Annotated in this window: 32 protein-coding genes; 26 read left to right on the top strand and 6 right to left on the bottom strand. The window is 26.2% G+C overall.

The window, feature by feature from the left end; all coding sequences use genetic code 11:
- The 4 genes from ACQRD5_RS14525 to ACQRD5_RS14510 all read left to right on the top strand — a co-directional run.
- A partial coding sequence (locus ACQRD5_RS14525; RefSeq protein ID WP_427746983.1) for an aldo/keto reductase occupies positions 1 to 1,049 on the top strand: 1,049 nt, incomplete at its 5' end.
- Positions 1,050 to 1,180: 131 nt separating this feature from the next.
- Positions 1,181 to 1,690, top strand: coding sequence for a GNAT family N-acetyltransferase (locus ACQRD5_RS14520; protein ID WP_320901073.1), 510 nt, complete (start codon positions 1,181 to 1,183; stop codon positions 1,688 to 1,690).
- Positions 1,691 to 1,715: 25 nt separating this feature from the next.
- Positions 1,716 to 1,973, top strand: a complete 258-nt coding sequence (locus ACQRD5_RS14515; protein WP_291631822.1) for a hypothetical protein — start codon at positions 1,716 to 1,718, stop codon at positions 1,971 to 1,973.
- A gap of 156 nt (positions 1,974 to 2,129) precedes the next feature.
- A complete protein-coding gene (locus tag ACQRD5_RS14510; RefSeq protein ID WP_291631820.1) occupies positions 2,130 to 2,987 on the top strand; it encodes a hypothetical protein in 858 nt (285 codons plus the stop codon).
- A gap of 87 nt (positions 2,988 to 3,074) precedes the next feature.
- On the opposite strand, the gene ACQRD5_RS14505 is transcribed toward ACQRD5_RS14510, so the two are convergent.
- On the bottom strand, positions 3,075 to 3,218 hold the full coding sequence (locus ACQRD5_RS14505) for a hypothetical protein (protein ID WP_291631818.1): 144 nt from the start codon (positions 3,216 to 3,218) through the stop codon (positions 3,075 to 3,077).
- A 53-nt stretch (positions 3,219 to 3,271) separates the two neighbouring features.
- Here ACQRD5_RS14505 and ACQRD5_RS14500 point away from each other — a divergent pair, with 53 nt between their 5' ends.
- The 3 genes from ACQRD5_RS14500 (at position 3,272) to ACQRD5_RS14490 (ending at position 5,200) form a co-directional block, all read left to right on the top strand.
- Entirely contained in the window at positions 3,272 to 3,793 is a 522-nt protein-coding gene (locus ACQRD5_RS14500; protein WP_320627499.1) for a hypothetical protein, read from the top strand.
- Between the two features lie 143 nt (positions 3,794 to 3,936).
- Complete coding sequence (locus ACQRD5_RS14495; protein ID WP_320627500.1) at positions 3,937 to 4,500, top strand: histidine phosphatase family protein; 564 nt, start codon at positions 3,937 to 3,939, stop codon at positions 4,498 to 4,500.
- A 46-nt stretch (positions 4,501 to 4,546) separates the two neighbouring features.
- Positions 4,547 to 5,200 carry a TIGR00266 family protein gene (locus ACQRD5_RS14490; protein ID WP_294167006.1) on the top strand — a complete coding sequence of 218 codons (654 nt, stop codon included), beginning with the start codon at positions 4,547 to 4,549 and terminating at the stop codon, positions 5,198 to 5,200.
- Between the two features lie 52 nt (positions 5,201 to 5,252).
- On the opposite strand, the gene ACQRD5_RS14485 is transcribed toward ACQRD5_RS14490, so the two are convergent.
- Genes ACQRD5_RS14485 through ACQRD5_RS14470 form a run of 4 tightly spaced genes read right to left on the bottom strand, consistent with a single transcriptional unit; the run spans position 5,253 to position 7,394 of the window.
- On the bottom strand, positions 5,253 to 6,197 hold the full coding sequence (locus tag ACQRD5_RS14485) for a site-specific integrase (protein WP_320901069.1): 945 nt from the start codon (positions 6,195 to 6,197) through the stop codon (positions 5,253 to 5,255).
- An 8-nt stretch (positions 6,198 to 6,205) separates the two neighbouring features.
- The gene (locus ACQRD5_RS14480) at positions 6,206 to 6,334 is read right to left on the bottom strand and encodes an Arm DNA-binding domain-containing protein (RefSeq protein ID WP_320901067.1); all 129 of its coding nucleotides are present in this window, start codon (positions 6,332 to 6,334) and stop codon (positions 6,206 to 6,208) included.
- 57 nt (positions 6,335 to 6,391) lie between these two features.
- Positions 6,392 to 7,072 (bottom strand): ImmA/IrrE family metallo-endopeptidase, encoded by a 681-nt coding sequence (locus ACQRD5_RS14475; RefSeq protein WP_294167017.1) that lies wholly within the window; start codon positions 7,070 to 7,072, stop codon positions 6,392 to 6,394.
- Complete coding sequence (locus ACQRD5_RS14470; protein WP_291630588.1) at positions 7,053 to 7,394, bottom strand: helix-turn-helix domain-containing protein; 342 nt, start codon at positions 7,392 to 7,394, stop codon at positions 7,053 to 7,055. The genes ACQRD5_RS14475 and ACQRD5_RS14470 overlap by 20 nt, the downstream gene beginning before the upstream one ends.
- Before the next feature lie 65 nt (positions 7,395 to 7,459).
- On the opposite strand from ACQRD5_RS14470, the gene ACQRD5_RS14465 reads away from it, so the two are divergent.
- The 4 genes from ACQRD5_RS14465 to ACQRD5_RS14450 are packed head-to-tail and all read left to right on the top strand — an operon-like array spanning position 7,460 to position 8,417.
- Positions 7,460 to 7,732, top strand: a complete 273-nt coding sequence (locus ACQRD5_RS14465; protein WP_294364730.1) for a helix-turn-helix transcriptional regulator — start codon at positions 7,460 to 7,462, stop codon at positions 7,730 to 7,732.
- A gap of 15 nt (positions 7,733 to 7,747) precedes the next feature.
- A complete protein-coding gene (locus ACQRD5_RS14460; protein WP_291630584.1) occupies positions 7,748 to 8,035 on the top strand; it encodes a transcription factor in 288 nt (95 codons plus the stop codon).
- Between the two features lie 18 nt (positions 8,036 to 8,053).
- Positions 8,054 to 8,260 carry a hypothetical protein gene (locus tag ACQRD5_RS14455; protein WP_291630582.1) on the top strand — a complete coding sequence of 69 codons (207 nt, stop codon included), beginning with the start codon at positions 8,054 to 8,056 and terminating at the stop codon, positions 8,258 to 8,260.
- Positions 8,253 to 8,417, top strand: coding sequence for a hypothetical protein (locus tag ACQRD5_RS14450; protein ID WP_294365399.1), 165 nt, complete (start codon positions 8,253 to 8,255; stop codon positions 8,415 to 8,417). Before ACQRD5_RS14455 ends, ACQRD5_RS14450 begins: the two co-directional genes overlap by 8 nt.
- A 77-nt stretch (positions 8,418 to 8,494) precedes the next feature.
- Here ACQRD5_RS14450 and ACQRD5_RS14445 read toward each other — a convergent pair whose 3' ends face one another.
- Positions 8,495 to 9,049 (bottom strand): hypothetical protein, encoded by a 555-nt coding sequence (locus ACQRD5_RS14445; RefSeq protein ID WP_291630580.1) that lies wholly within the window; start codon positions 9,047 to 9,049, stop codon positions 8,495 to 8,497.
- A 70-nt stretch (positions 9,050 to 9,119) separates the two neighbouring features.
- Here ACQRD5_RS14445 and ACQRD5_RS14440 point away from each other — a divergent pair, with 70 nt between their 5' ends.
- The 15 genes from ACQRD5_RS14440 to ACQRD5_RS14370 form a co-directional block, all read left to right on the top strand.
- Positions 9,120 to 9,422 (top strand): hypothetical protein, encoded by a 303-nt coding sequence (locus ACQRD5_RS14440; RefSeq protein WP_294365403.1) that lies wholly within the window; start codon positions 9,120 to 9,122, stop codon positions 9,420 to 9,422.
- A gap of 158 nt (positions 9,423 to 9,580) precedes the next feature.
- Complete coding sequence (locus tag ACQRD5_RS14435; RefSeq protein ID WP_291630575.1) at positions 9,581 to 9,790, top strand: hypothetical protein; 210 nt, start codon at positions 9,581 to 9,583, stop codon at positions 9,788 to 9,790.
- 58 nt (positions 9,791 to 9,848) lie between these two features.
- Positions 9,849 to 10,004, top strand: a complete 156-nt coding sequence (locus tag ACQRD5_RS14430; RefSeq protein ID WP_291630573.1) for a DUF6906 family protein — start codon at positions 9,849 to 9,851, stop codon at positions 10,002 to 10,004.
- A complete protein-coding gene (locus ACQRD5_RS14425; RefSeq protein ID WP_320901063.1) occupies positions 9,998 to 10,159 on the top strand; it encodes a hypothetical protein in 162 nt (53 codons plus the stop codon). The genes ACQRD5_RS14430 and ACQRD5_RS14425 overlap by 7 nt, the downstream gene beginning before the upstream one ends.
- A gap of 202 nt (positions 10,160 to 10,361) precedes the next feature.
- The gene (locus tag ACQRD5_RS14420; protein ID WP_320901061.1) at positions 10,362 to 11,219 is read left to right on the top strand and encodes a rolling circle replication-associated protein; all 858 of its coding nucleotides are present in this window, start codon (positions 10,362 to 10,364) and stop codon (positions 11,217 to 11,219) included.
- 7 nt (positions 11,220 to 11,226) lie between these two features.
- A complete protein-coding gene (locus ACQRD5_RS14415) occupies positions 11,227 to 11,526 on the top strand; it encodes a hypothetical protein (RefSeq protein WP_320627502.1) in 300 nt (99 codons plus the stop codon).
- Positions 11,501 to 12,058, top strand: a complete 558-nt coding sequence (locus ACQRD5_RS14410) for a Holliday junction resolvase RecU (protein ID WP_320627503.1) — start codon at positions 11,501 to 11,503, stop codon at positions 12,056 to 12,058. Before ACQRD5_RS14415 ends, ACQRD5_RS14410 begins: the two co-directional genes overlap by 26 nt.
- The gene (locus ACQRD5_RS14405) at positions 12,059 to 12,433 is read left to right on the top strand and encodes a Cas9 inhibitor AcrIIA9 family protein (RefSeq protein WP_320627504.1); all 375 of its coding nucleotides are present in this window, start codon (positions 12,059 to 12,061) and stop codon (positions 12,431 to 12,433) included. It abuts the gene before it with no gap.
- Between the two features lie 23 nt (positions 12,434 to 12,456).
- Positions 12,457 to 14,061, top strand: a complete 1,605-nt coding sequence (locus ACQRD5_RS14400) for a PcfJ domain-containing protein (RefSeq protein WP_320901058.1) — start codon at positions 12,457 to 12,459, stop codon at positions 14,059 to 14,061.
- 12 nt (positions 14,062 to 14,073) lie between these two features.
- A complete protein-coding gene (locus tag ACQRD5_RS14395; protein WP_427746982.1) occupies positions 14,074 to 15,021 on the top strand; it encodes a DUF3102 domain-containing protein in 948 nt (315 codons plus the stop codon).
- A 12-nt stretch (positions 15,022 to 15,033) separates the two neighbouring features.
- Positions 15,034 to 15,330 (top strand): hypothetical protein, encoded by a 297-nt coding sequence (locus ACQRD5_RS14390; protein ID WP_320901056.1) that lies wholly within the window; start codon positions 15,034 to 15,036, stop codon positions 15,328 to 15,330.
- A gap of 16 nt (positions 15,331 to 15,346) precedes the next feature.
- The gene (locus tag ACQRD5_RS14385; protein ID WP_291630559.1) at positions 15,347 to 15,664 is read left to right on the top strand and encodes a hypothetical protein; all 318 of its coding nucleotides are present in this window, start codon (positions 15,347 to 15,349) and stop codon (positions 15,662 to 15,664) included.
- A gap of 21 nt (positions 15,665 to 15,685) precedes the next feature.
- Positions 15,686 to 15,835: a hypothetical protein gene (locus tag ACQRD5_RS14380; RefSeq protein ID WP_291630557.1), complete on the top strand. Its 150-nt coding sequence runs from the start codon at positions 15,686 to 15,688 to the stop codon at positions 15,833 to 15,835.
- Positions 15,832 to 16,056 carry a YopX family protein gene (locus ACQRD5_RS14375; protein ID WP_369293038.1) on the top strand — a complete coding sequence of 75 codons (225 nt, stop codon included), beginning with the start codon at positions 15,832 to 15,834 and terminating at the stop codon, positions 16,054 to 16,056. Before ACQRD5_RS14380 ends, ACQRD5_RS14375 begins: the two co-directional genes overlap by 4 nt.
- Positions 16,057 to 16,160: 104 nt before the next feature.
- A partial coding sequence (locus tag ACQRD5_RS14370; RefSeq protein ID WP_427746981.1) for a hypothetical protein occupies positions 16,161 to 16,733 on the top strand: 573 nt, incomplete at its 3' end.

Below are 16,733 nucleotides of genomic sequence, written 5' to 3'. Positions count from 1 at the left end.
GTGGGGAATATATGATTAAGGGATATGCAGATTTGCAAGGAACAACAAATTATTTTAAGAATCAAAAGGTAAAAGATAATTGGTATAGAAAAACTGATAAATATACTTATTCTAAACTAGGGTTAGGAACTTTTATTGGTGATTTTACTGATGAAGACTCACGACTTTTTAGGGAATCAATCACATATGCATTACTAAATGGAGTAAACTTTATTGACACTTGTATTAATTATAGGGGAATGAGGTCTGAAAGAGATATAGGTTTTGTAGTAACTAAACTTATAGAAGATGGAAGTCTTAATAGAAATGAATTTATAGTATCCTCTAAAGCTGGTATAATTCCAGGTGATGGAGAGATAATGCTTAGACCTATCAACTACATGAATGAGAAGTTAATAGATACAGGTATATTAACTAAAGAAGATGTGTATATGGAAGAAACACTTTGGCTAACTATGAACCCTAAATATTTTGAGTATGCTCTTGAATTGAGTAGGAAACATTTGAATTTAGAAACTATAGATATTTATTATATGCATGAATTAGAATTTTCTATTAGACATTATGGTTCGAAAGAATTTTATGAAAGATTAAAGAACATCATTATTTCATTTGAAAATATGGTAAAGAAGGGGAAAATAAGAGAATATGGAATGGCTACTTGGGAGGCTTTTCAACTTGAAGAAACTGATAGACAGTATATTTCTCTTGAAAAAGTAATGGAAGTTGTAGAAAGTGTAACAACAAAACATCATTTTAAACATTTAATGTTGCCTATAAATATAGAAAATAGAGCATGTGTTGAATATAAAAACCAAAACTATAAAAAAAGCAAATTATCAATTGTTGAATGTGCAAATAAATATAATTTAGATGTTCATGTCAGTGGCTCTATAGGACAAGGAAAAGCAAATGACTATGTAACTGTTAAAAAGTATTTAGAGTATCTTGTTAATGAAAGTAAATGCAGGTCTTATTTTATAGGTAGTAAAAATATAGAACACCTTAGAAGTAATATTAAAGTTATTCAAAATTTATTAGATAAATAATTTGCAAAATGATTATATTAAATGGATTTAATTTTATAAAAGTAAATAAAAATATACAGAAGAAGATATATAATGGAGAAAATGGCAGAACCTTAGGAGTACTAAATAGAAAGGGATAGGAAATAAGATTTATGAGTGAAGATATTATATTTAGAAATATTGAAAAATCAGATACAGAAGCTTTATGGAATATGATGAACCAATTAGATTATGAAACAAAGTTTATGCTATATGAACCAGGAGAAAGAGCTAAGAATTTAGATAGACTTCAAGGTATTGTTGATAACGCTGTTGATGGTGATGATTTATTCTTTTTAGCATTAGATGGAAATGAAATTATAGGATATATTATAGCTCAGATAGGGAATGTAAGAAGAAATAAACATAGCGCATATATAGTTGTGGGTATAAGAGAAAAGTACAGAAATAGAGGAATTGGGACAAAATTTTTTAAAAAGTTAGATGAATGGGCTGAAGAGAAAAATATTGTAAGACTTGAACTTACAGTAATTTCTATTAATGAAATAGCTTTAAATTTATATAAGAAAAATGGTTTTGAAATTGAAGGTATAAAAAGAAAATCAATGTATATTGATGGAAAATATTTAGATGAATACTATATGGCTAAAATAGTTAGATAATATGCATTTAAAAGGAGAGAAATGTATGATAATGATTTGGAATAGGAAAGAGGTTTTTATTGGCTCTGATTTAAATAATTTTAATGAAGTACTTAGTAAACTTTCTGCAAATGGAATTGATTATGAGTATAGAATAGTTGATGACACTAGTCCAAGTTTTTTTGGAGCATCTAGACGAGCAAGAACAGGTACTTTTGGAGAAAATATAGATTATTCAAAGACATACTATATTTATGTTCATAAAAAGGATTATGATCATGCCACTAATTTATTAAGAAAGTAGATTAATATAGGATATGATTTAACTAGATATATAATTAGAAATTGAAGAGGTAGTGTAAGTCTTAATAGAAGAACTATTACGAGTTTCCCTAAATTTAAAAATATTAATAGTATAATGCTATTAGAAAGAAATATAAGACATTTAGGAGGTAGATTTATGCTGAAATTAATTAGTAAGAATGATGTATCTATAGCAGTTGATTTTGCTTGGAAATTAAGTCGAAATCCAGAAACCTCAAGTTATCCTTTGTATAATGAAAAAAGCAAGCTTGAAGAAAATTTTGAAGGAAGTTTTTTAAAAGATAATAACATATTGCTTGGATACTATAAAAATAATAAACTTATTGCAATAATTCAATTCTTTTTTATTCAGTCTGAAAAATATATTCAAACTACAGGGATTTATATTTCTACAAATTATAATGAAGTTATGGATAAATTAATAAGTATGTTAAAAAATGAATATAATACTTATAGAGCTTTGTTTGGCTTTCCTAAAGAAAATATAAAAGCTAATGATTATTTTATTAAAAATAGATATGAATGTATAGATTCTTGTTTAGATATGAGATTGAGCACTGTCAACTTCAAAGGATGTAAATATAGTAATAATATCTTTAACATCTGTAAATCTAATTTTGATACTTATGCAGCTTATCATGATAAGTATTTTCAAAGAACTTATTGGACAAGTAGACGGTTAAGAGAAACATTATACAACTGGAGAATTTTTGTCTATAGACCGGAAGATTCTATAGAAGGAAGTATTTTTATTAAAGAATGTGATAAAAATACAATGGAGATTTTTGGACTTTCTGTTTCAGATAAATATAAAGGAAAAGATGTTGAAGAATTGTTATTATCACAAGGGTTATATAAATTGTTCAAAGATAAACCTTCCATAGAAAAAACTATTTTCTTTATTGATGATATAGATATTAAGAAAATACAGATAGCGGAGAAGGTTGGATTTAATTATTTTAATAGTTATCGATGTTATCAGGTGTGGTTATGATAAATAAGTTTATCCCTATTTTATAATTAAAGTTTTATCATTAATTATTGGATTTTTAAGATTTAATGAAATAGCATTTTTACACACTTATGCTAATAAATTAGCCGGTATAACATTAATTTTTACTCCATTAATATATGAAATATTAGGAATAAATATATGTATTGCTTTAGTATGTGGTATATCAACATTTTCTGCTTTAGAAGAAGTTATTATAAATATTATAGCCAAAACTCTTAATTTAAATATAAAAGGTATTTATATGATATCTAGGAGGAGATTTTATGAGAAGTAAATCAAGTATTAAATTTTATAATCTCATTTTTCCAATATGGTTAATTTGGTTATTTCCACTTACATGGATTATAATTTTGCCAGGAAATTTTATAATAGATTCTTTAGTTGTTTTAATTACTTTAAAGGTATTGAATATTAATGAAAAGAAAAATGTATATAGGAAAGCAATTTTGAAGGTTTGGGGATATGGATTTTTAGCAGATCTTATAGGTACAATAATTATGATTATTCCAGGAACAATTGAGAATTTTCTTTCTGGAATTTCTAGAGAATGGTGGTATAAAAATTTAACTATGCCAGTATCCTATAGTCCTTTTGATAGCATTTATTCAGTTGCTTGGATATTATTTGCCACAATTATCACTTCATTTTTTATTTACCTGTTTAACTATAAAAGTAATTTTAAACACTTATCCATAGAAGAAAATTCAAAGAAAAAGCTTGCAATATCTTTAGCAATTTTCACAGCACCATATTTATTTTTCTTACCAACAATGTGGTTTTATTAAATGGAGATAATTAAGAGTAATGATGGTTTTTAAAGCGTTGGAAAATCCTATTGAAATTAAAGAGCAAAAGCTTGAAGAATTTAAGCGAGAAGGATTGAATGAGGTGGAACTGAAATAGATGAGTAAATAAAGGGGGAAGGTACATGAATGTAATTTATTTTGTGAGACATGCAAAACCAGACTTCAGTATTAAAGATGAATTATTAAGACCTTTAAGTGAAGAGGGAATTAATGATAGTAGGAAAGTAACTGAATACTTAAAAGATAAGAATATAACTAAAATATATTCAAGCCCTTATAAAAGATCCATTGATACTATAAAAGACTTTGCAACTCTTACTAATAAGGATATTGAATTAGTTGAAGATTTTAGAGAGAGAAAAGTCTCTAATAATTGGATAAAAGATTTTAATAAGTTTGCAGAAAAGCAATGGAGTGATTTTAATTATAGTCTTGAAGAAGGAGAAAACTTAAGGGATGTTCAATATAGAAATATAGAAGCACTACATAAGCTGCTTAATGAAAATAATAATGAAAATATACTAATAGGAACTCATGGAACAGCATTAAGTACAATAATTAATTATTATGATAAGTCTTTTGATTATAAATCTTTTAATAAAATAAAAGATATAATGCCTTTAATAGTTGTTATAAAATTTGAAGGTATTAATGTTAATAGTATAGAGTATGTATTGAATATATAATTAATTTATTATATAACAATTTAGTTTTATGATGGAGGGAAGTACAATGGAAAATAAGTTTGAGCTTTTATGTAGCGATAGCAATAAGGTGCTAAAAATTAATGCAACTAGAGGAGAAGAATATATAGTTGAATCAGGAGCTATGGTTTCTATGAGCCCAGTATTTGAAGTAAAGGCTAAAACAGGAGGCTTAGGAAAAACACTAGGAAGAATGTTTTCAGGGGAAGGACTTTTTATTCAAAGATTTAAGGCTAAAGAAGATGGTGAGTTATTATTAGCACCACAGTTTTTAGGTGATATTAAATTGGTAGAAATGGATGGGAGTATAGAATATAGGCTTGGAAGATCAACATTTTTAGCATCTACTTCAGGAATAAATGTTACTACAAAATCAGGTGGAATAGGTGGGATGTTTTCAGGAGAAGGCTTAATTCAAATGCAAGCATCAGGGATAGGAACTTTAGTTATTAGCTCTTATGGTGCAATTATTAAAAAAGTTATTAAACCAGGGGAAACCTATATAGTAGATAGTAATCATATGGTGCTTTGGGACAGTAGAATGAAATATTCAGTAGAATTTATGTCTGGAGTATTTAGTTCAATTGCTGGTGGAGAAGGACTAGTATGTAAGTTCCAAGGGCCAGGAGAATTATGGATTCAAACTAGGAATCCAGCTTTAATGCTACAAACGGCTAAATAGCTAGGTTTGAGAGATGGAAAACACTATTCGTCAAAAATTCGTCAAAAATTTTTTATAAAAATATTTTTGAGATTTTATTTGTAGTATTATTCATCATATCATTAGTTACATGACTATATGTTTTTATTAGCTGCTCAACATCATGCCCAAGTAGTTCGGCAGCAGTTTTAAAATCAATACCATTACTTATTAAAAGAGTAGCATAAGTATGTCTCAATTCATGGATAGAAATATTAGCCATTAATTTTAGTTTTCTATTAATATTATGAATTTTTCCTTCATTAAATGGTAATATTCTATTATTTATATCTGTTATTGAGGAGGAATGGTACTCTTTTAATTCTTTTAAAGTTTTAGGTGGTATTGGAACTAATCGCATAGAGTTATTAGATTTAAGCATACCAAACCCATAAGTATTATCACCTAAGCGTTTCCATTGCTTATTAATATTAAGCATAGAATTAACTTCATCTATATCAGGCCATGTTAAACCTAATATTTCTCCAGCTCTTAGGCCACAAGTTCCAGCTAATAAAGAAATAATATAAAATTCATAATTAGTACACTTAAATTTCTTTAGTAAAAAGTCTAATTCACTTTTTGTTAAAGCTTTTTTATTTGATTTTTTTTCTATTTTAGGTAAAGCTATTTTATTAATAGGGTTGATGTAATTGGGATTATAATTTTCTATATAATATTTAAAGAATAGTGAAGATCTCTTTAGATACTCTTTAATTGTTGCAGCACTTAATTTAGAAGTAACTAAAGAATCTACTACTTTTTGTATTGTTGGTTTTTTAATATCAATAATTTTAATATCATTTAAATCTTTAAATGCATTAGCATAGTTTTGATAAGAACGAACTGTATTATATTCTTTATATAATTTTGAGTGTTCTATATATTCTTCAGTTAATTCTTTAAAAGTAATTGTATTGTAATTTTTATTTAGTATATCACTATTAAGTTTACATAAATTAATAATTTCTTTTATCATTTTTTCAGCTATTGGTTTAGCTTCTTTTTTGTATTAAATCCTTGTTTACTTTTTTGTTTCCATTTGCCATCTATTTTATAAGAAATAATAAATTGCCAGCCTTTATCTTTTTGTCTATAGGTTATATTATATTCCACATAATCACTCCTTTAATTACACATTTTTATGTATAAAATTATATTAATTTATTTAATTTAGTAGCTTAAAATTTTTTTCTTATTAAATAAATTAATGAAATTTAAATGCTCAATATATTCTTGTTTTTTTAAATCAATATATTCTTGAAAATTACGAATAATATATCTATCTGAGCTACTTAAGTTTTTGAATTTTTTCCAACGCAGATAGTTTTCATATCTAAATTTTGATGCTTGTTTTGATAAATTACAAAAGATTTCAATTTCATAAGGGTTATGAATATCAAGTTGCAATAGAATACTTGAATGGGATAATAACATACTTGCAAAATAGTTAGCCTCTTTTTCTAAAAATTCATATTCTATTTCAGATAAATTAGAATTGAAAAGCTTAGTACCAGAATATTTATAATGGTTACATAAAATATGCCCAAGTTCATGGGCAATAGTCCAGTTTATTCTTTCTTTTGGCAGGTTATTTAAATCATTATAATATATTACATATTTGCCTGATAGATAATCACAACAGCCATCATCAGAAGTTAATATATCAAAAACTACTTCTCTTGGAATATTATAAAAATACATAAATTGACTATAAGATAAAACTTTAATTTTAATATCAAGAGAATTAATTACATCTATTAAGTTAATAGGGAAAGAGCAAATATTTTGGCGTATATAAATATCATTAACGATTGTATTTATAAATTTATATCTAATCTTCGAAGAAATCATCAAATACAGACCTCAATATTTTCATCATATAATCTTTTTGTTCAGGATTCATTTTTTTTCTAGCTCTTTCAATTCTTCGTATATCATCATCATTTTCTTCAGTACCTTTTTCTTCTAACAGATCAGATTTACTTATGTTAAAATAATTAGCAAGCATTTCTATTTTATTCATTCTTGGTAGTTTTAATCCAGTACACCAGTTTGAAACTGTTGAAGAACTTAATCCCAAGTCATTAACTAAATCATTTTGAGTTTTGTTATTAATCTCGAGATAGTATTTCAAGTTTTTAGAAAATATTAATTTATATTCGTTTTCTGACATTTTTATCACTCCATACATTTTATTAATTTAATAATATCACTAAAAGGGGAAAAATACAAATTTTTTTGAAAAAAAATTCGCTTTTAGGGGAATATAATGTTGTAAAAGGAGATGATATGATGAAAGTTAGTTTAAAAGCTGCAAGAGTAAATGCAGAATTAACTCGAAAAGAAGTGGTTAAACATCTTGGATTTTCGACAGATACATTAAAAGCAATAGAAAATGGGAAGAGAGATGTTAAGATTTCAGAGTTGAATATTTTATGTGAATTATACAAATGTACAATGGATGATATTTTTTTGCCATTCAATTCCCCTAAAAGCGAGAAATTGAATTAGGAAGGAGGGTTAATAATGACACAAACATTAATAGATAGACCTAATCTAGCTAAAAGATGGGGATTTGAAAATCATAATTCTTTAATAGCGTATGAGAATGAAGGAAGGATTACAAGGAATCCTAATTTTAAAGCACCTAGGTATTACATGGAAGAAGTTTTAAAAATAGAAGCATTAAGAGAAGTAAACCCTTTATCACCTTTAGAGCGTAAGAGATTAGAAAAAAGAATTTCAGATCTAGAGAAAGAAAATCAGCTTATGAGAGAAAGACTTAATAATTGTCGAATGGCATTAGGACTATAGAGAAAGGTAGTGAATAACATGAAAGTTAAAGAATTAATCCAAGTATTAGTGGAACAAAATGAGTTGCTTATAGAAGAGCAGGAAGATCTTAGAGATAACTATCGTATAGATTACACAGAAAAGAAAAAATTAATCTTAGAATTTTCTAAATCTATAAAAGAAAATATACATAAAATTAAAGAATTAAAGACTTTAAATAATAGAAGAGGACAAGCTTATGAATAAGAAAGAAGTATTAAATCAATTAAAGAGTTTACATTATGACATGGAACACTTTCAAGAGATAGAAAGTAAAGAAGAGGATGTAAAAGCATTAGAATATGCAATTAATGAGTTAGAAAGAACTGCTCAAAAAGTAGCAGTTCAAGAGCAGTATAAATGAGAAATTTCATTAAAATTTTCATAGCTTATTTATTAATTTATATTCTAATAAAATTTTTAATTGATTTAATAATTTATCTATTTTAGTAAATATATAAAAATGCTAATAATTGTTTGGGCAATTATGAAAATACCCATTAAGAATAAGAGAGACACAGATTTAATAGTTACATCTTCAATTATTTTAATAGCTTCATTAAAGGTCTTGCTATATTGTTTATTATTAATTTTATAAGAAATACTTCTAGTCGGTAACTTTAGTAATTTTCTAGTTTTTTCAAATAAATTATCTAGAACACTGCAAACAGAATAATAAGCTTCAAGATTATATTTATCATTATTTATTGAATTTTCTAATATCTGAACACAATTAAATAAATTTGAATCGATTAGTTCATAATTAGTAGTTTTAATATTATTAAACATATTTATGAATGTTCTAATTATTTCTATATCAGCTTGTTTATATAAATGAGGTTCTAGAAAAACAAAGAGAGGCAAATAAACATTAGTAAGTTGATCATTAGCTACCTTTAATCGTATGCTAGAAAAAATATTTTTATTGGCCACTCTATATGTTATAAATCCAGCTATTACTGGAGGAATAATAGTTTTAAAGAATTCGTAATTCAAGTAAAGCACCCCCTTTCAAAGAAAAAATCAACATATTTGAGTGATACATATCAAATTAAGGAGGTATTAAATGACAGGGAGATTAGTTTGTGTAGTAATACCTTATAAAGATTTTAAAGAGAAGATTAGAATAACAAAAGAAAATAAAGAACATAAGATAGAGATTTATAACGATTTTATATTAGTTAGTTTTGGAGGAAAGGAAAAAATGAGTACACAAAAAATGCTTGAAGAAGCTTTGATATATTTTGGAGCAGAAGATATAGTTACTATAATGTTAAGTCACAAGAGAGATAAGGAAGTAGCAGAAGAACAAAAGAAAATATTTGAATCATATAAGGAGTCTAATAATGTACTTATTATATGTAATTAAAATATATTTTCTTAGTTTACTTAAAATAAGTTATGGAATATTACTAAGTCTTTTATGGGTAATACTATTTGTAATTATTTGCATGATTATTACTAGGTATGTATCTAAAGATAAATGCTATTTTACAAGGAGAATAAGAGCTTTAAGGAGATATTTATATGGGACTAATTCTAGATATATTAAATATAGCTCCAAGAGTAAGGAAGAGAGCATCAGCTGGAGAGGATATAAGAGAAATATTTTTAGAAGAGCTAAATAAAGAAATTGCTCAGTCACAAGTTACTAATAACAAAAGGACTGAGCATGATACATTAACTACCAGCACGATTATATCAGAAAAAATAGATATAGACAATGGATATATATGATGTTGAAACTGGAGAAACAATAAAAGAATTATAGAGAAGCAAGGAGATAATAAAAAATATGAAGAATCCTAAGAATTTAACAAGGAAGCAAAAGATGCTTTTATCAAAGAAAGGATTTAATCCTAGTGATTATAAATTTATAAAAACAAAAGAAGATAAACATATTTTTTATAATTTAAAAACCAATCAAGAAGAACCTATAGATATATGTTGATATGTGGTAACTGTAAAGATGATAAAGCTACAGCATGGGTACATTGTAGGAAAGGCTATATAGTATGTGAAAAGTGCTGCATTAGTTGTAAGTATTTAGATAGTAGTACAAGCTATATTACATGTATTTATAAAATATACAATAGTAAAAAATAAAACAGATTACTTTTACGCCATAAAAGTAATCTGTTAACCAATAAGGTTTTAAAGCATTAGATATTTTCATTTTAAACTATGGATTTAGGTATGTCAAACACCTTATTATTTTTTACTTTTTTTGAGGCTTTAACCGAGCTTGTAATAGGTATTATTATCTCGGACATATTTATTTAAAACATAGATAAAATGAGGATTAGATATGAATAAGAATAGGATAAGAAAGTTATATGAGAATTATGATTATGAATCAGAATACAATAAACAAATAGAAAATCTAAAGAGGTATGAAGATCTAAGAATAAATAATAATTATGTTTATGTAATTAAGACAATAGTAAGTGGAGAAATGGTTGAAAAAGAAATCTATCCTGTTTGGAAATGTAAAGGAGATATGCCAAGAGGAAAAAAAGATAAGAAGTCAAGAAAAGCACAAGAAAATCTTAATAAGAAAAATAAGATTAAAGAAGTAATAAGATTAGTTAATACTAACTTTAATAATGGAGATTTATATATAACTTTAACATATAAAGGAAAAGTTCCTAATAAGGAAAGAGCTAAAAAAGATATTGATAATTATTTAGATAGAATAAGACGCTGGTGGAAAAAGAATAAATCTAATGAAGAATTTAAATATATTCATGTAATAGATTATGTAGAGGATCCTAATAAAAGCAAAAGAACTAGAATACATCATCATTTAATATTATCTGGAATGGATAGAGATATAGCTGAACAAAAATGGGGATTAGGTATAGCAAATGCTAATAAGCTACAAGCAGATGAATTAAAGTTTGAAAAAGTAGCAAGATATATTGCTACACAAAGCAAGACTAGAATAGGATATTCTAAAAATTTGAAAAAGCCGACAGTTACTATAAATAGAACTTTATTAACAAGAAGAAAAGCTGAAAAAATTGCAATAAATGAAAATCTACATAAGGAGTTTTTTGAAAATAAATTTAGAGAACTTTCTTTTATAGAATCTCAAACATATATATCTGATAAATATTCAGGAGTATATATTTATACAAAAATGAGAAAAAGAAAAAAGGAGTGAATAGTAAGTGATTAATATAAACGAGGACCTAAAAATATGTAAGGACCTAAAGGAACAATATAAAAAGTTAAGACTAGAAGAAGGAGGGGAAGAGGTATTTAAATTAAGTCAATTATCATTGGCCATGTATGACAGATTAAATGAGATTAGATTAAGAGTTAAAGATATTAGGACACAAGAAAACTATACGAAGTCAGAATTAAAAGAATATATAAGAGCAAAGATGAAGTTAATGGAATATATTCATATTCAATGTAGAGCTGCAGTTATTTCAAATAAAGATGACAAGAAATTTACTAGATATTAAAGAAGGTGATTTTATGGCAAAGAATTTTGATATGGCCAATAAAGGCAGAAAGTTTGAAGAAGAAATAATAAGAGCTAATACCTTTTATAAAAATAAAGGGCTAGCATTAGTACAAAAGATAAGTACCCCTTGGAATATTGTTAGAAGAGGCAAACAAATAGTATCAGCTTTTCCTGAAAGCAAAAGCACATTAGATTTTAGAGGAACTGTAAAAGGCGGATTATCTATAAGTTTTGACTGTAAAGAGAGTGAATATGAAAAAGGATTACCTTTAAAACATATTCTGGACCATCAAATAGAATATATAAGACTAGCATTAGAAATGAATGAGACAAGTTTTATACTATGTCAAATGAAGAAGCTTAATAAAGTATTTTTTATTCCAGGAGAGATAGTAATTGAATATTGGGATAGATGGAAAGAAAACAAAGGAAAAAGAGGATATAACTATATTCCTTATCTAGATATGAAAGAAATATTTTATGGAGAAAATGCAAATTTAGATTATTTAAAGGTATTGGAGGATAAATAAATGATTAATGAAGCTATAACAAAGATTAATGATGAAATGGAAAAGGAAAATAATCCTTATGTGAAAGTTATAGGAGAATATCTATTAGGATTAATAAAAAACGATGAAACTACAGCAGAGAAAATATTGGCTAATGATAAAAGTATTATGAAAAGCTTAGAAGAAATGAGGAAGGCAGCAGAAAAAGTTAAAGTTGGTAATATGGCTATGATTAGTGATGAAGAAGGATTTTCAATAGTATTAAAATATTTTGGAATCGAAAAGTCAGGACCTAAAGCATCAGCTTATATAAAAGCAGCAGATGTTATGCCAAAAGAAAATAAGGAAGAAGCTATAGAGGATATGTTAAATATCTCTTTAGATGCATACTTATAAAATTTAAATTTGAGGGTGAGAAAATGGCAAACAGTGTTAATGTTAATGATTATCTAAAACATTTTGGAAAAGAACTGATTACTAAAGAAATTGAAGAATTTGCTATAGAAGAAGCTTTAAAAAATAGTAGGTATATGTTTATACAAAGAAGAGGGAAAGAAAGATATAAAATAGATCCATTAACAGAACAAAAAGTAAGGTTAGGAAAACAACAGTATGGATATTGTACATACTGCAATAAAGAATATGAAACGGAAGGATTACAACATAATGGTAGTATTATTTGTCCAGGATGTGGAAGTAAAGTAAAAATAAAATCAACTGGAATGGGCAGGGGTATTTTATGGGATGAAGCATATTTTATTCACTATGAAAAATCAAAAATAGATAAAGATGCAATAGTAGCTAAAGGAATCTTTCTTAGTAGAAGTTATAAAGGAGATTATACAAATATCAAAACTTATTACGAAGTTGAATCATTATATGTTTTTAAGATAAATGATCCAGTAATGTTAACAAAGAATTGGGATATAGAAAAACAAGCTTACTGCTGGGAAAAAAGAAATAAAGTATTTCAATTAAACAATTTTGCTTCAAGGGTATATAGAGCAACTAATTTAAAGAGTATAGATGCAGCAATAAAAGATACACCATATCAATATAGCATGTATAAAGAGTATATTGATGTTGCTAATAATGAAGATGGATTAAAATACTTTGAATTATTCAGTAAATATCCACGAGTAGAAGATTTAACTAAATTAGGGTTTAAAAATATTGTTGAATCAAAACTTAGGCCAAGAGCAACTTATAGTGCTATTAACTGGAATGGGAAAAGTGTATTTAAAATGCTGAAAGTGAATAAAAGAGAATTAAAAGACTTAATAGCATTTGATAGAGTAAAAACACCTTGCTTTATGAGATTACACCAGCTTAATAGTAAAGAAAAAAATAAACTGTCTTTAGAGGAATTAAAGTATTTAGAAATATTAGTAGAGCATGAATTTAAACATTTCAAGGAACTATTAACATATACGACTATATATAAAATCAATAAATATGTTAAAGTACAAGAAAAATATTATACTAACAAGTTTTTTAGACCCTTATTAGGAGTAATAAGTGATTGGAGAGATTATATAAGAGATTGTAAAAAGTTTAAGATGGATATTACAAAAGAAAGTGTATTATTTCCTAAAGATTTATATACAGCACATCAAAACACAATAAAGCAAATAAAATACCAGGAAGATAAAGCTTTAGATAAACAAATAAAGAAAAGAGAAGAGGTTATTAATTCAAAATATTCCTTTGAAGATGAAAAATATCTCATAAGAGCTGTAACATCAACTAAAGAGATAATTGATGAAGGAAAAGAATTGCATCATTGTGTAGGTGGATATTCCAAAAGTCATGCTAATGGAAAAACAAATATATTAGTTATAAGAGAGAAAAATAATATAGACAAGCCATTTTACACTATGGAGATAAATAGAAATGTAATAATTCAAGTTAGAGGGAAAAGAAATTGTCCACCTACAGAAGAATTAAATAACTTCTTAGATGAATTTAAGAAGTTAAAGATAAATAAATCAAAAAACAAGAATAATGATAAGAAAATATCTTAGGGGGATTTAGCAATGAGTAACATAGAAAGAGTTAGAACAGTAGAAATGATAGCTGCAGAAATAAATGCTATAAAAGATCAGACTAGAAATATAGTTTTATATAAATCTATTGAAATTGGAAGAAGATTAGTAGAGGCTAAAGAAATTGTTGGACATGGAGAGTGGGCAAATTGGCTAGAGAGCTCCGTAGATTATAGCCAAAGAACTGCCAATAATTTAATGAAGATTTTTAAAGAGTATGGATCCAGTCAAATATCACTTTTAGGAGAAAATTTAAATTCGCAAACGTATGCGAATTTGAGTTATAGCCAAGCCTTAGAGCTATTGAGTTTAGCTCCTGAAGAGAGGGAAGGATTTGTAAAAGAAAATGATTTAGAACATATGAGTACAAGAGAATTAAAAGAAGCTATTAAAGAAAAGCAGAAATTAGAATCAAAAGTCAAAAAGTATCAGGAAGAAAATAAAAATTTAAAAAATGAAATAGAAGTAATTAATTCAAATAGAAGTGATGAGTTAATTAATAGAGAAGCAGAGATAGAAAACCTTAGAATTCATATAAAAGCATTAGAAGATAAGATAGAAGAGACTAACGAATCAGATCCTGAAGTAGAAGAGGAATTAAATTTATCTAGAAAGCTTCTACAGGATAAAGCAATTGAATTAGGAGAAGCTTACAAGGAAATAGAAAACTTAAAGAAAGAACTAGAAGAAAAGCCTATAGAAGTAAATGCTTCAATTCCTGAAGAAGTAACTAAGGAATTAGAGGAATTAAGAAATAAAGTAAGTAGTACTGATAGTCAAAATTTAAATATAGTAAAATTCAAAGTTCATTTTGAAGAAGTGGCCAAAGGATTTAATGAGATAATTAAAGATCTTAGAGAGATAGAAGATGAAGAAATTAATACTAAGTTTAAAGCTGCAGTTAAAAAGTTAATTTCAGATATAGATAAAAAGCTATAGGAGGAATTAAAGATGGTTAGAGAAGCAAAGCGTTTAACATCTAAAAGCAATATAGCAAGAGAATATATAGTTGAAAACATATATAAGCAAAGTAAATGCGAGTTAATAAATCAAGTAATGAGTGATACAGGCTTAAAATATAAAACAATAGAAACTATATATTTAGAAATTCAGACTACAAATATGATTAAGTTAAAAGAAAAAAACAAGGCTATAAGAAAAGCTAAAGAGATAGAAACATATAAGGGAAGGCATAGAAAATTTTTTAAATTTGATGATAGAAATTTATATAAAGGACTTATTAAATAACAAAGGAGTTAGAAGAATGGGTAAAGAAATGAAGTTTTTTGAATTTAATAAATATGAGTATTATGCATTAATATTAGCAAGTAATGAAGAGTATGCAAAAATAGGATATAAAGAAAATATAGCTGATTTAGATGAAGAAGAGGAATCATTTAGACCAGATATAATAACAAAAGAAGAAGCATTAGAAAGATTCAAAAAGGGAGTAATAGAAGGTTGTGAAACAAAAGAAGATAAGATAGAGGATTTTAACAAGTTAATAAATAACTTTAATGAATATGTAAGCAAAGGTTCAGAGCCATATATGGTGTTTTTAATTGATGGAAGTTTAATATAAAGAAATGAGGAGTTAAAGATTATGAGTAGAGAAATAAGATTTAGAGCATATCATAAAAGGAATAATAAAATTTATGAGGTTATACAAATAGATTTTGAAAATGAAGTAGCATTATTAGGTAATATTGAGATTGACGATAATAAAACTTTTATGCTAAATTCGAAGATATAGAATTATTACAAAATACAGGGATAACAGATATAAGTGGGAATGATATATATGAAGGTGATATAGTATATCAAACACCACCAATACTAGGTAGAGGAGACTTTGAGATTACTGGAGAAGTTAAATTTATTGAAGGTAGTTGGTGGATAGAAAATGCACCTAATGCTATGCTACTATTTAACGAAATTAATGAAAATGAAATAGTAGGTAATAAATATGTGTAACAATGCAGCTTGAAGATGGAATAATTCGGGGCATATATGTCTTAAGAAGAGTAAAACTCTTAAATGTGAAAATGGAATAATAGTACTAAATGGAGTTGGTAAAAGTGAGTAAAGAGAAAAGCAATATAGATATAATAAATGAAAATGTTAAGAAAACTATAGAGAAAACTATAGATTCAAAAAGTGCAGATATAGCAGATATAATTATTAAAAAGTTAAATACTTCAAATAGAATAAAAAAAGACATACCCTTTTACAAAAGAGTAGAGTTGCTACTTTATAATTATGAAAATTTAAAAGAAGCAATAATACAAAAAGAAGAAGCAATAAAAGATCTAGAGGAATATGGATTACCTGAAAAGTCAAAAAGTATAGTAGTTTACAGTTCAGCTGGAGGAAGTAGTCAACAAGATAGATATTCAGAGCTTAAAGAAAAATACAAATTAGAAAAGATGGAAACAGAAAGAGATCTTAAAAGAATAGATAATGCACTAGATAAAATAAAAGATGATAAATACTTTGACATAATAAAATATAAGTATCTGAATCAAGAAGAAAGAAAAATAAGTACAGATGAAGAATTAGCAGAGAAACTTGATAAAGATAGAAGAACAATAATTAGAAACAAGAAGAGGTTAATAAATAAATTAGTAACTATATTATTCCCAGAAAGCCTA

It is taken from the genome of Clostridium sp. SGI.024 (genome assembly GCF_050315195.1).
GTDB lineage: Bacteria > Bacillota > Clostridia > Clostridiales > Clostridiaceae > Clostridium.
Note: the sequence above shows the minus strand (reverse complement) of the source record. Positions and strands in the feature narration are given on the sequence as shown.

Excerpts from the sequence above, each read along its gene's own strand:
- ACQRD5_RS14495 (WP_320627500.1), top strand. The coding sequence starts at position 3,937 with ATGAATGTAATTTATTTTGTGAGACATGCAAAACCAGACTTCAGTATT.
- ACQRD5_RS14475 (WP_294167017.1), bottom strand. The coding sequence starts at position 7,072 with ATGATTTCTTCGAAGATTAGATATAAATTTATAAATACAATCGTTAAT.
- ACQRD5_RS14490 (WP_294167006.1), top strand. The coding sequence starts at position 4,547 with ATGGAAAATAAGTTTGAGCTTTTATGTAGCGATAGCAATAAGGTGCTA.
- ACQRD5_RS14500 (WP_320627499.1), top strand. The coding sequence starts at position 3,272 with ATGAGAAGTAAATCAAGTATTAAATTTTATAATCTCATTTTTCCAATA.
- ACQRD5_RS14400 (WP_320901058.1), top strand. The coding sequence starts at position 12,457 with ATGGCAAACAGTGTTAATGTTAATGATTATCTAAAACATTTTGGAAAA.
- ACQRD5_RS14435 (WP_291630575.1), top strand. The coding sequence starts at position 9,581 with ATGGGACTAATTCTAGATATATTAAATATAGCTCCAAGAGTAAGGAAG.
- ACQRD5_RS14485 (WP_320901069.1), bottom strand. The coding sequence starts at position 6,197 with ATGATAAAAGAAATTATTAATTTATGTAAACTTAATAGTGATATACTA.
- ACQRD5_RS14410 (WP_320627503.1), top strand. The coding sequence starts at position 11,501 with ATGACAAGAAATTTACTAGATATTAAAGAAGGTGATTTTATGGCAAAG.
- ACQRD5_RS14390 (WP_320901056.1), top strand. The coding sequence starts at position 15,034 with ATGGTTAGAGAAGCAAAGCGTTTAACATCTAAAAGCAATATAGCAAGA.
- ACQRD5_RS14430 (WP_291630573.1), top strand. The coding sequence starts at position 9,849 with ATGAAGAATCCTAAGAATTTAACAAGGAAGCAAAAGATGCTTTTATCA.
- ACQRD5_RS14450 (WP_294365399.1), top strand. The coding sequence starts at position 8,253 with ATGAATAAGAAAGAAGTATTAAATCAATTAAAGAGTTTACATTATGAC.
- ACQRD5_RS14385 (WP_291630559.1), top strand. The coding sequence starts at position 15,347 with ATGGGTAAAGAAATGAAGTTTTTTGAATTTAATAAATATGAGTATTAT.
- ACQRD5_RS14515 (WP_291631822.1), top strand. The coding sequence starts at position 1,716 with ATGATAATGATTTGGAATAGGAAAGAGGTTTTTATTGGCTCTGATTTA.
- ACQRD5_RS14395 (WP_427746982.1), top strand. The coding sequence starts at position 14,074 with ATGAGTAACATAGAAAGAGTTAGAACAGTAGAAATGATAGCTGCAGAA.
- ACQRD5_RS14510 (WP_291631820.1), top strand. The coding sequence starts at position 2,130 with ATGCTGAAATTAATTAGTAAGAATGATGTATCTATAGCAGTTGATTTT.
- ACQRD5_RS14380 (WP_291630557.1), top strand. The coding sequence starts at position 15,686 with ATGAGTAGAGAAATAAGATTTAGAGCATATCATAAAAGGAATAATAAA.
- ACQRD5_RS14420 (WP_320901061.1), top strand. The coding sequence starts at position 10,362 with ATGAATAAGAATAGGATAAGAAAGTTATATGAGAATTATGATTATGAA.
- ACQRD5_RS14460 (WP_291630584.1), top strand. The coding sequence starts at position 7,748 with ATGACACAAACATTAATAGATAGACCTAATCTAGCTAAAAGATGGGGA.
- ACQRD5_RS14470 (WP_291630588.1), bottom strand. The coding sequence starts at position 7,394 with ATGTCAGAAAACGAATATAAATTAATATTTTCTAAAAACTTGAAATAC.
- ACQRD5_RS14440 (WP_294365403.1), top strand. The coding sequence starts at position 9,120 with ATGACAGGGAGATTAGTTTGTGTAGTAATACCTTATAAAGATTTTAAA.
- ACQRD5_RS14455 (WP_291630582.1), top strand. The coding sequence starts at position 8,054 with ATGAAAGTTAAAGAATTAATCCAAGTATTAGTGGAACAAAATGAGTTG.
- ACQRD5_RS14425 (WP_320901063.1), top strand. The coding sequence starts at position 9,998 with ATGTTGATATGTGGTAACTGTAAAGATGATAAAGCTACAGCATGGGTA.
- ACQRD5_RS14405 (WP_320627504.1), top strand. The coding sequence starts at position 12,059 with ATGATTAATGAAGCTATAACAAAGATTAATGATGAAATGGAAAAGGAA.
- ACQRD5_RS14520 (WP_320901073.1), top strand. The coding sequence starts at position 1,181 with ATGAGTGAAGATATTATATTTAGAAATATTGAAAAATCAGATACAGAA.